The organism is Cryobacterium sp. N22 (assembly GCF_002929555.1).
In the GTDB taxonomy this organism is placed as follows: domain Bacteria; phylum Actinomycetota; class Actinomycetes; order Actinomycetales; family Microbacteriaceae; genus Cryobacterium.
The window spans coordinates 1-10,193 of the sequence record NZ_PJJP01000007.1 but is presented as its reverse complement, the minus strand read 5'-3'; the positions used below and the strand labels follow the sequence as shown (position 1 = coordinate 10,193).

General features: G+C 70.7%; 12 protein-coding genes. 5 read left to right on the top strand and 7 right to left on the bottom strand.

Annotated features, from left to right (window positions below; translation table 11 throughout):
* Positions 1 to 174 precede the first annotated feature (174 nt).
* Both CXY76_RS00110 and CXY76_RS00105 read left to right on the top strand, forming a co-directional pair.
* Positions 175 to 1,020: a ThiF family adenylyltransferase gene (locus tag CXY76_RS00110; RefSeq protein WP_158253807.1), complete on the top strand. Its 846-nt coding sequence runs from the start codon at positions 175 to 177 to the stop codon at positions 1,018 to 1,020.
* Between the two features lie 4 nt (positions 1,021 to 1,024).
* Positions 1,025 to 1,300: a DUF6457 domain-containing protein gene (locus CXY76_RS00105; RefSeq protein ID WP_104162252.1), complete on the top strand. Its 276-nt coding sequence runs from the start codon at positions 1,025 to 1,027 to the stop codon at positions 1,298 to 1,300.
* Positions 1,301 to 1,338: 38 nt separating this feature from the next.
* On the opposite strand, the gene CXY76_RS00100 is transcribed toward CXY76_RS00105, so the two are convergent.
* Positions 1,339 to 1,671 (bottom strand): cupin domain-containing protein, encoded by a 333-nt coding sequence (locus tag CXY76_RS00100; protein ID WP_104162251.1) that lies wholly within the window; start codon positions 1,669 to 1,671, stop codon positions 1,339 to 1,341.
* A gap of 33 nt (positions 1,672 to 1,704) precedes the next feature.
* Positions 1,705 to 2,145, bottom strand: a complete 441-nt coding sequence (locus CXY76_RS00095; RefSeq protein ID WP_104162250.1) for a MarR family winged helix-turn-helix transcriptional regulator — start codon at positions 2,143 to 2,145, stop codon at positions 1,705 to 1,707.
* 87 nt (positions 2,146 to 2,232) lie between these two features.
* Here CXY76_RS00095 and CXY76_RS00090 point away from each other — a divergent pair, with 87 nt between their 5' ends.
* Complete coding sequence (locus CXY76_RS00090; RefSeq protein ID WP_104162249.1) at positions 2,233 to 2,478, top strand: hypothetical protein; 246 nt, start codon at positions 2,233 to 2,235, stop codon at positions 2,476 to 2,478.
* 158 nt (positions 2,479 to 2,636) lie between these two features.
* On the opposite strand, the gene CXY76_RS00085 is transcribed toward CXY76_RS00090, so the two are convergent.
* The 5 genes from CXY76_RS00085 to CXY76_RS00065 all read right to left on the bottom strand — a co-directional run bounded on the left by CXY76_RS00085 (position 2,637) and on the right by CXY76_RS00065 (position 7,594).
* On the bottom strand, positions 2,637 to 3,644 hold the full coding sequence (locus tag CXY76_RS00085; RefSeq protein ID WP_104162255.1) for a serine hydrolase: 1,008 nt from the start codon (positions 3,642 to 3,644) through the stop codon (positions 2,637 to 2,639).
* A 93-nt stretch (positions 3,645 to 3,737) separates the two neighbouring features.
* Positions 3,738 to 4,331 (bottom strand): hypothetical protein, encoded by a 594-nt coding sequence (locus CXY76_RS00080; protein WP_104162248.1) that lies wholly within the window; start codon positions 4,329 to 4,331, stop codon positions 3,738 to 3,740.
* Between the two features lie 81 nt (positions 4,332 to 4,412).
* Entirely contained in the window at positions 4,413 to 5,729 is a 1,317-nt protein-coding gene (locus CXY76_RS00075) for a DUF445 domain-containing protein (RefSeq protein WP_104162247.1), read from the bottom strand.
* Positions 5,730 to 5,800: 71 nt separating this feature from the next.
* Complete coding sequence (locus CXY76_RS00070) at positions 5,801 to 6,760, bottom strand: aldose 1-epimerase family protein (RefSeq protein ID WP_233199484.1); 960 nt, start codon at positions 6,758 to 6,760, stop codon at positions 5,801 to 5,803.
* 6 nt (positions 6,761 to 6,766) lie between these two features.
* Positions 6,767 to 7,594, bottom strand: a complete 828-nt coding sequence (locus tag CXY76_RS00065) for a DeoR/GlpR family DNA-binding transcription regulator (RefSeq protein ID WP_104162246.1) — start codon at positions 7,592 to 7,594, stop codon at positions 6,767 to 6,769.
* A gap of 85 nt (positions 7,595 to 7,679) precedes the next feature.
* Between CXY76_RS00065 and galT the strand changes: the two genes are divergently transcribed.
* Positions 7,680 to 8,870: a galactose-1-phosphate uridylyltransferase gene (galT, locus tag CXY76_RS00060; RefSeq protein WP_104162245.1), complete on the top strand. Its 1,191-nt coding sequence runs from the start codon at positions 7,680 to 7,682 to the stop codon at positions 8,868 to 8,870.
* Positions 8,867 to 10,024 carry a galactokinase gene (galK, locus tag CXY76_RS00055; RefSeq protein WP_104162244.1) on the top strand — a complete coding sequence of 386 codons (1,158 nt, stop codon included), beginning with the start codon at positions 8,867 to 8,869 and terminating at the stop codon, positions 10,022 to 10,024. Before galT ends, galK begins: the two co-directional genes overlap by 4 nt.
* Positions 10,025 to 10,193 lie beyond the last annotated feature (169 nt).

The window sequence follows — 10,193 nt, the reverse complement described above, 5'->3', positions numbered from 1 at the left end:
GCGGGATGCGGGGTGCGGGATGCGGGGTGCCGGATGCGGGATGCGGGTGCGGGATGCGGGATGCGGGAAACTCTGGGTGTGTGGCGGCAGGATGCGCGAAGCTGGGGACGCGGGGCCGCGGATGACCGGGGCGGCGAGGGCGGCGCCGGTGCGATTGCCGCGTACCGTAGTGTCATGGCACTTCCCCCTCTCGTCGAGCCCACCGGCCCGCTCAGCCCCACCGAAACCGCGCGCCTGGAGCAGGTGCGCAACCTTCCCCAGCTGCGACTGCCCCCGATCGACGACCTCGGGCACCGCCGCCTCGCGGCCGCCCGGGTGCTGGTGCTGGGCACCACCGGCCTCAGCGCTCCCGCCGTGCGCTCCCTGGCCGCGGCCGGGGTGGGCACGATCGGGCTGGCCGACGTGGGCCCGCTCGACGTCGACGCCCTGGTGCTCGCGACCACCACCATCCTGACCCTCTCTCCCGACACCGCCGTGACGGCGCACGACGAGGACCTCACGGCCGAGTCGGCTGCCCGCATCCTCGGTGGTTACGACCTGGTGATCGACGGCAGCGACCTGAGCCCGCAGCCGTTCCTCGTGGGCGACACCTGCGCCACCCTCGGCCTGCCGCTGGTGTGGGGCTCCGTGGCGCGCGGCAACGCCGAGGTGTCGGTGTTCTGGTCGAGCCCGCCGCGACGCAGCGGCCAGCGCTCCACCCGGCTGCGCGACTTCTTCGGCGCCGACCCGGATGCGGCCGGCGCGGCCGCTGCCCCGTCCGACGCCGGCGTGCTGGGCGCATTGCGCGGCCAGGCCGGCGCGATCCTGGCCGCGGAGGCCATCCGTCTGATCACCGGCACCGGCGAACCGCTGATCGGCCGGGTACTCACCATCGACGCCGAATCCGGCCGGTTCGACGCCACCCAGCTGCCGGTGGCCCAGCCGGCTGCCGCCGGTGCCACGATGGAAACCGACGCCGCGGATTCCGCGCCCGTCGCCGCATCCGTGGCCACCGCCACCGCCACCGCCACCGAGGAGTGACGCCATGAGCACCAACATTCCGCTCCCGCCCGAAGCCCTCGACGAGTGGCTGGCCGCTCTCGCGGCCCGGCTGGGCCTCGACCCCGACGTGGTCCCCACCGGGCTGCTGCTCGACGTGGCCCGGGACGTGGCGCACAATGTGGCCCGGCCGGCCGCGCCGCTGAGCCTGTTCCTGGTGGGGCTGGCTGCCGCGCAGAACGGCGGCAGCGCCGAGGACATCACCGCGGCGAGCGCCGCCGCGACCGAACTCGCCCTGGGCTGGCCCGCACCGCCCCAGTAGGGGGTTTCCCCCAGCGAGCCGAGGCGCGCTGACCGCTGTCAGGGCCGCTTCGCGACGGTCAGCAGGACCGCCGCATCTTCCTCGGCCTCAAGGCTGTGCCTGGCGTCGGGCACGATGAGCAGGTCGCCGGTGCGTGCTTGCCAGGAGTCCTCCCCCACGATCAGCCGCACCCGCCCGCTCACCACGAAGACGGTGGCGTCGCCCGGGTTCTCGTGCTCGGCCAAGACGGTGCCCTTGACCATGCCGATCACGGTCTGGCGCAGCACCTTTTCGTGGCCGCCGTAGACGGTGTCGGCCGCCCGGCCGCTGCTGGCGGAGGCGGCCGCGGCGAGTTGCTGTCGGGCGAGGGCTTCGATCGAGATCTTCTGCATGCCGCCAGCGTACGACTCCGCCGCCGGTTCGGGTTACCGGGTCGCGGTCGTGGCGCGGATGACCTCGTTGAGGGTGTCCCGCAACGCGATCAGGCTCTCGGGCGACATCTCCAGGGTGGCGGCCACCCGCTCCGGGATGGTCTCGGCGATGCGGCGCAGTTGCCGACCGTGCTCGGTCAGCGTCACCTGCAGCGCGCGCTCGTCGGTCGCCGACCGCTCACGGCGGATGTGGCCGGTCGCCTCCAGCCGTTTAAGCAGCGGTGACAGGGTGGCCGGCTCCAACCTCAGCACCTCGGCCAGGCTGCGCAGCGTGCGCGGGTGCTGCTCCCACAGGGCCAGCATCACCAGGTACTGCGGATGCGTGAGGCCCAGCGGCTCCAGGATCGGCTTGTACAGGGCCACGGTGGTGCGGGCCGCGACGGTGAGGGCGAAGCAGACCTGGTTCTCCAGGGCGAGCACGTTCGGTTCGGTCATCGCGTCTCCTGAGCTGGCATCCGGGGTGGGGCATCCGTCGTCTGGCACCCGTGGCCACGGCGCCGTTTAATTAGTACACTAACTATTATGACCGCTGCCAAGAAACGCAAACCGACCATCAAGGAGGCCGGGGGCTTCACGGCGTGGTTGAACGGGCGGCTGCTGCCGTTCATCGGCCCACCGCCGCTGGGCCCGTACGACGATGAGGTGCCCGTGCAGGAGCGCCCGGTGTCCCGGTGCCCGCTCTGCGGCGAGCCGATGACCGCGCACGACATCGACCGCAGCGGCGAGCGCACCCAGCTGCGCTGCCCGCTGCCGACAACTGCCAAGTAGAACTCTGCGCGGCTACCCGCCGCCGGAACACGCGGTCGGAGCGACCCATTTCCCGGTGCGCGGGTGCCGCGCCGCTATGCGGGTGGCGTGCCACCCGCATAGCGGCGCCTGACCCGCATACCGGCATACCGGCACCGCCACGCGGCGCCGCCATCAGGCTAGAACTGGGCGTCGATCTCCACCACGAGGTCCCAGGCGCCCTCTTCGGCGTTGCTGAGCACGACCACGTCGAGGCCGGTCTTGGGGTAGTGCCGCAGGATGCCGCTGGCGCCGGCGTTGACGCCGTCCTTGTAGTACGAACGCACCTTGCCGTTGTCGTCGAGGTCGAACTCGAAGCCGAAGCCGTACTTCACGTCGTCGTCGTAGTCCACCTGCGGAGTGAAGAACTCGTCGGTGTACTCCTTGGAGAGCAGCTGGCCGCCGCGGACGGCGTTGAGGAAGTTCATCAGGTCACCGGCCGTGGTGTGCGCGCCGCTGTCGGGCGAGCCGATCGCCGGGGAGCTGTAGATGTTCGAGACCCAGCTGCCGTCCTTGCGGCGGTCCCAGCCCTCCGCGACCCGCTCCACGGCGTCGCGGCGGTCGAAGAAACCCGAGTCGGTCATGCCCGAGCGGGCGAAGACCTCCTTCTGCACGTAGTCGCGGTAGCCGAGGCCGGCGACCTTCTCCACGGCCAGGCCCGCGAGGATGTAGCCGACGTTGCAGTCCTCGCACTGCACTCCGGGCGGCGCCAACGGCGGCTTCTGGGCGAACAGCGGCAGGAAGTCGCGGGTCTCAATCAGCGAGTAGCTGGGCGTCCGCGCCCAGAACGCCTCGTACTCCTCGCCGGCCTCCTCGTCGACATCGTCGGCGATACCGCTGGTGTGCGTGAGCAGGTGCAGCAGCGTCACATCGGTGCCGATGGTCGTACCCGCCAGGTCGACGTACTCGTGGATCGACGCCTCGAGGTCGAGCCGGCCGGCATCCACCTGCTGCAGCACGGCCACACTGGTGAAGAGCTTGGTGATCGACGCCGTGTCGAAGCGGGTGTCCAGGGTGTTGGGCACCTGCCAACGCGGCGTGGCGAACCCGCGGGCCGCCTCAAAGATGGTGCGGTCGCCGTCACGCACCAACACCACACCGGAAAAATCACTGTCATCGAGAAAAGTCTGAATTGCCTGGGTATCCACCCTTCGAGCGTAGCGAACGGCGACGGCTTTCGCGCTGGCGGGGGCGCCGAAGAACGCCGCGCCTGACGCCCGGCGGGGCACCCGGCCAGAACGTCAGCGGGTGTGCCGGGTCTTCTTGGCCAGGGCGGCGAGGTCGATCTTGCCCACGGCTCGCATCTGCGCGGCGCGGGCGGCCGCGTAGCCGGGCCGGCGCGGGTCGACGCGCTGGGCCAGGAGCCGCGCCGCGAGGGCGTCGTTGATCTCCTGGAGCGCATCCGCGCGGGCCTGCTGCACGATAGCGCCGACCTTGTCGTCGTCGTCGGCGATCTCCCGCAGCCGTTCGGCGACGTGGTCGTGCAGGGTGCGTCGCCGGCCCAGCCGCACGACGTCCTTGCGCTTGTTTTCGAGCTCCCGGCTCTTGCCGGCGCCCGTGGTGCGCGAGAGGTAGGAGCCGAGGCGTTCGACCCGGGTGGAGTCCTCGTCGTTCTGCCGGGCGACTTCGAGCAGCTCCTGCCGGGCGAGCGCGGCATACTGCGCGGGGTCGTAGTCGCTGTGGTCGCGGAGCGCGCCGACGATGATGCGGTTCTTCAGGGCCATCCGCACGGCGGAGAGGGCGATGAGCATTCCCTCGTCGACGATCCGGTCGGTGGAGGGCGTGGGCGTGCCCGGGGCGGCGCTGCCCTCGGTATTGTTCGAACCGTTCTCCACCGCTTCAGTATGGCTCACCGCGGTGGGCGCCGTCAGGGTATCCGGGCGTCTACTCCGGCCTGCCGGTGCAATGCCACGCGGTCACAGGCCGAACAGCAGCACCGCCCCCTGGGCCAGTGAGTAGATCATCAGCCCGGCCAGCGCACCAACCACGGTTCCGTTGATCCGGATGAACTGCAGGTCCTTGCCCACCTGCAATTCGATCTTCTCGGTGGTCTCGGCCGGGTCCCAGCGCTCCACGGTTTCGGTGATCACGCCGGCGATCTCGTGCCGGTATTTTTGCAGCACGTAGCCGGCCGCATCCGCCAGCCAGCGGTCGATGCGGGTACCCAGCGAGGCGTCGCGCACCAGCCGGCCGCCCACATCCAGCACCGTCGAGGTGATGCCGGTGCGCACGGCGCTGGCCGGATCGGCCAGGGCGCCCAGCAGCGACTGCTTGACGGACTCCCACGCGTCGCCGGCGAACTCGCGCAGCTTGGCATTGTCGACCAGCTCCCGCTTAAGCACCTCGACACGGTCGATCATGGTGTCGTCGTGCTGCAGGTCGCCCATCAGTTCGGCCAGGTAGCGGTCGATGGCTTCGCGCAGCGGATGGCCGGGGTCGGCCTGCACCGTCGCGACGAAGCCGAGCACCTCGCGGTAGGCCTTGTCGTCGACCATCTCGCCGACGAAGCCGGGCACCCAGCGGGGCAGCCGTGTCGACACCGAGGTGCCGAAGGCCTCCGGATGCGTCTGCAGCCAGGTCTGGGCCTTGTCCACCAGCAGGTCCACCGCGGCGTGGTGCCGGCCGGAGAGCACCAGGTTCTCGCCCAGCCGGCCGAGGCTCGGCGCCCACTGCGGCTCGAGCAGGTGTTCCCGGGCGACGCCCTCGAGCAGGTCCTTGATGTCGTCGTCGCTGAGCAGGTCGAGCAGCCCGGTGCCGGCGTGGGAGAGTTCGTCGGTGAGCCGTTCGGCGTTGGTGGGCTGCACCAGCCAGGCGCCGAGCCGGCGGGAGATGCCGATGGACTCGAGCTTGCCGCGCACCACGGCGTCGGAGAGGAAGTTCGACTCGACGAATTCGCCGAGGCTCTCGCCGATCTCGTCCTTGCGGTTGGCGATGATGTTGGTGTGCGGGATGCGCAGCCCCATCGGGTAGCGGAACAGCGCGGTGACGGCGAACCAGTCGGCGATCGCGCCCACCATGCCGCCCTCGGCCGCGGCGCGCACGTACTCGAGCCACGGGTAGCGCTCCTGCAGCGCGAACGACACCGCGAAGACCACGGCCATGGCCAGAAGGAGGCCCAGGGCCAGGCGCTTCATGCCCACGAGCGCCACCCGGCGGGCCTCGTCGGAGGCGCTGAGCGGGGCTCGGCCGCCGGGAGCGGTGGGGACGGATGTGCTCAGGGAGGGTGTTGCCATGGGTCTGGTCGTTCCTCGTCGGTCCGGGAGCGCGGTATGCGCAGCGCTCCCGCCACCCTAGGCCGGGTTGCTCAGGCTGCGAAACCCGTCGGGGTGATTCCCCAGCGAACGACCCATTCTTCGCCGGGGGCCAGCCAGCGAAGGCCCTGGCCGGAGTTGAAGGCATCCGCCGGCGCGGTCATCGGTTCGATCGCCACGGCCTGGCCGAGCCGGGTGGATTCGCCCGTACGCACCGGGAAGTTGCGCGGCGTGAACGCCTGCACGTAGGCCATGTTCTCGTCGCCCCAGAGGGTGACCCGGCGGCCGTCGGGAGCGGTGAGGGAGTGCTCCCCGCGGCCGTCCTGCAAGATCACGCCGCCGAAGCCGTCGTCGAGGTCGAGGCCGCCCACCCGGGCGCCGGCGCGCAGGTCGAAGCGCGTGCCGCCGACGGGGCTCACGCCGATGGGGTTGAGCCGGTGGTCCACGTCGATGTGGCTGGTCGCGTTCAGGCGCAACACGAGCTCTGCGGTGGGCACGTCTCCGATCTTGAGATACGGATGGGTGCCCAGCGCCACCGGGGCGCTCTCGCCGCCGACGTTGCGGATGGTGTGGGTGACGGCCAGGCCCTCGGCCGTGAGCGCATAGCTGACGGTGGTGTCCAGCTGGTACGGGTAGCCGGCCTGCGGGTAGACCGTGGCGGCCAGGGTCACCTCGGTGTCGCTCTGGGAGACCAGCCGGTAGGCCGTGACAGCGAGCAGCCCGTGGATGGCGTTCATCTGGGCGGGCTCGGTGATGGTCAGCAGGTGCCGCACGCCGTTCTGGGTCCAGATCGCGTCGCGGATGCGGTTGGGCCAGGGCACCAGCACCGTGCCGGCGCCCAGCGGCGGCACCGACTCCGCCGCAAAGCCCTCCACCAGGTCTATGCCGTTGAGCGCATATTCCCGGATACCGGCGGCGACCTCGGTGATGGTCGCGGTGGCCGGGCCCTGCGGGGTCTGCAGGGTGAGCGCGTATTGGGTTCCGGTGGCGGCAGCAGGCGACATGGTGGTCATTTCGGATTAGCTCGGTTGGAGCACGGCAAGGCCGGCCTCGCGGAGCGGGGCCAGGGTGAGCGGGTCGGCGGCCGCATCCGTCACCAGGGTGTCGAAGGCGGCAAGCGGGCCGATCCGGCCCAGGTGCACCTGCCCCAGTTTGGCACCGTCCGCCACGATGATCGCGCGCGCCGCGGCGGCGAGCATCAGGGTCTTCACACCGGCCTCGGGCAAGTTGATGTTGGTGACCCCGCCGTCCACGTCCACGCCGTTGCACCCGATGAAGGCGAGGTCGGCGTGCACCTGGCTGAGCACCGTCGCGGCAAGAGGGTCGACGAGCGAGTGCTGCAGCGGGCGGAGGGAGCCGCCGGTGACGATCACGGTGAAGCGCGGGATCGCCGGTTCCAGGGCCAGGGCGATGCTCAGCCCGTTGGTGATCACGACGATGTCGGTAAGGTCGCTGCGGGCCACGAGCGCCCGGGCGATCGCGAGAGTCGTGGTGCCCACGTCGAGGATCACGCTCTGGCCGCTGGACACCAGGGACGCGGCGAGCGCGCCGACCTGCTGCTTGGGGATGACCGAGGAGATGAGCGCTTCCTCGAAGGAGAACTCCCGGTCGGGACGGCTCGTGGTGGAGATCCCGGCCGGCACCGCGCCACCGTGGATGCGGGTGAGCGTGCCGGCGCTCTCCAACTGGTCAAGGTCGGCTCGGGCGGTGACTCCGGAGACGCCGAAGGTGTCGCTGAGCTCGCTGACCCGCACGAAGCCGCGCTCGTCGACGAGCCGCTGGATCTGTTCCCGGCGCTGGTGCGCGGGCAACGCATCCCGGTCGGTCGGATGTTCCGCTGAGGCCATACCGCAATCTTCACTTATTTTGTGTCACTTTTCAATACGCAAGCACTGGTTTCGCTTGCGCAAATCGGCTAGCGTTGACTCCGCCATGACTGACCTCACCAACACCCCAGACTTCGTCGCCGACGCCGGCATCGCGCGTCACCCGCACACCCTGGCCGACGGCCGCGACCTCATCTACTTCGATGACCCCGACACCACCCTGTCGCCCGACCGGGCGCCCGACCTGCGCGACCTGGGCCCGCGTCCGGCGAACGCGCGCATGCGCCAGGACCCGCTCAGCGGCGAGTGGGTCTCCATCGCCGCGGCCCGGCAGAACCGCGTATTCCTGCCGCCGGCGCACCTGGACCCGCTCGCGCCGTCCACCCCGGAGAACCCCTCTGAGGTGCCCAGCAACTATGACGTTGCCGTGTTCGAGAACAAGTCGCCCTCGTTCGGGCCGTTGCTCACCGATGACGACGCGCCCACCGGCCTGGACGACCTGCGCACGATCGGGCTGGGGCGCACCCGCACCTCGGTCGGCCGCTGCGAGGTCGTCTGCTTCAGCCCCGCCACCGAGGGCTCGTTCGGCAGCCTCTCGGTCACCCGCGCCCGCACCGTGATCGAGGCCTGGGCCGAACGCACCCACGCGCTCTCCCAGATGCCCGGCATCGAGCAGGTGTTCCCGTTCGAGAACCGCGGCGAGGCCATCGGCGTCACCCTGCACCACCCGCACGGCCAGATCTACTCCTACCCGTACGTGACCCCGCGCACCCAGCGGCTGATCGACTCGATCGAGAGCTACGGCCCCACCCTGTTCGCCGACATCCTGGAAAGCGAACAGGCCGGCGACAGGGTCATCCTGCGCGGCGAGCACTGGACCGCGTTCGTGCCGTTCGCCGCCCGCTGGCCCGTCGAGGTGCACATGCTGCCGCACCGGCAGGTGGCCGACTTCGCGGGGACCACCCTGGCCGAACGCGACGAGCTCGCGGTGCTGTACCGCCGGCTGCTGCGCGGCATCGACCACCTCTACTCCACGCCCACGCCGTACATCGGCGCCTGGCACCAGGCGCCGGTGAACGTGCACCGCGACGACATCCGGCTGATGCTGCAGCTCACCAGCCCGCGTCGCGCCGAAGACAAACTGAAGTTCCTGGCCGGCTCCGAGGCCGCCATGGGCGCCTGGATCGGCGACGTCACGCCCGAGCAGGCGGCCGACAACATCCGCGCCGCCATCGCGCGCTCGGACGCCGCAGATGCGGCATCCACCGACAGCACCACCGGAGAGGCCCACTCGTGAGCGACCACCAGAGCATTCTCAGCGGCTTCCGCGGCAGGTTCGGCCGCGATGCCGACGGCCTGTGGTTCGGTCCCGGCCGGGTCAACCTGATCGGCGAGCACACCGACTACAACGATGGCTTCGTCTTTCCGTTCGCGATCAACCGCCGCGCCGTCGTGGCCCTCGCTGTGCGCTCCGACCGGATGCTGCGGGTCGCCAGCTCCTTCACCGAGGAGGTCGTCGAGATCTCCCTTGACGACCTCTCCCCCGAGACCGTGTCGGGCTGGTCGGCGTATCCGCTGGGCGTGGCCTGGGCCCTCGGCGAACACGGCGCGGACCTGTCCGCGGTGACGGGGTTCGACGCCTACATCGACTCCGACGTGCCGATCGGCGCCGGACTGTCGTCTTCGGCGGCGATCGAGTGCGCCACCGCCGTGGCCCTGGACGAGGTCTGGAACCTCGGCTTCGACAGGCAGGTGCTCGTGCGGGTGGGCCAGCTGGCCGAGAACCGGGTCGTGGGCGCGCCGACCGGCATCCTCGACCAGTCCGCGTCGCTGCTCGGCCAGACCGATGCCGCGGTGTTCCTGGACTGCCGCAGCTTCGAATCCGAGGTCATCCCGCTCGGCTTCGACGACGCCGGCCTCGAACTGCTCGTGATCGACACCAAGGTCAGCCACGCCCACGCCACCGGCGGCTACGCCGACCGGCGCGCCTCCTGCGAGACCGGCGCCGCCCTGATGGGCGTCGGGTCGCTGCGCGACCTCAGCGTTGACGACCTGCCTCGGGCCGCCTCGGTGCTCGACGAGGAGACCTTCCGCCGGGTGCGGCACATCCTCACCGAGAACCAGCGCGTGCTCGACACCGTGCGGGTGCTGCGCGAAGACGGCCCCAGCGCCATCGGTTCCCTGCTCGATGCGTCGCACACCTCGATGCGCGACGACTTCGAGATCTCGGTCGCCGAGCTCGACCTCGCCGTCGAGACGGCCCGCACGGCCGGCGCCCTCGGCGCCCGCATGACCGGCGGCGGCTTCGGCGGCTCGGCGATCGCGCTCACCCCGCACGCGCTGATCCCCGCGGTGCAGCAGGCCGTCGCCGACGCCTTCGCGGCCGCCGGCTACACGGCCCCCGACATGTTCGTGGTGCGCGCCGCGGCCGGGGCTGCCCGCCTGTCCTGAGAGACCTGCGGAACGCGTCAATCCCGCTGGTCGAGCCTGACGAGACCCCGTGCGCGATCGAGTTGCAGACTTCCCACCTTCGTTTCACGGCAAAGTCAAGCTGTGGGAGCAACGCGTGGTTTTATGCTGCGAGGAGCAGCTGGTTCAGCCGGTTGGCTGGGGTCTCGAG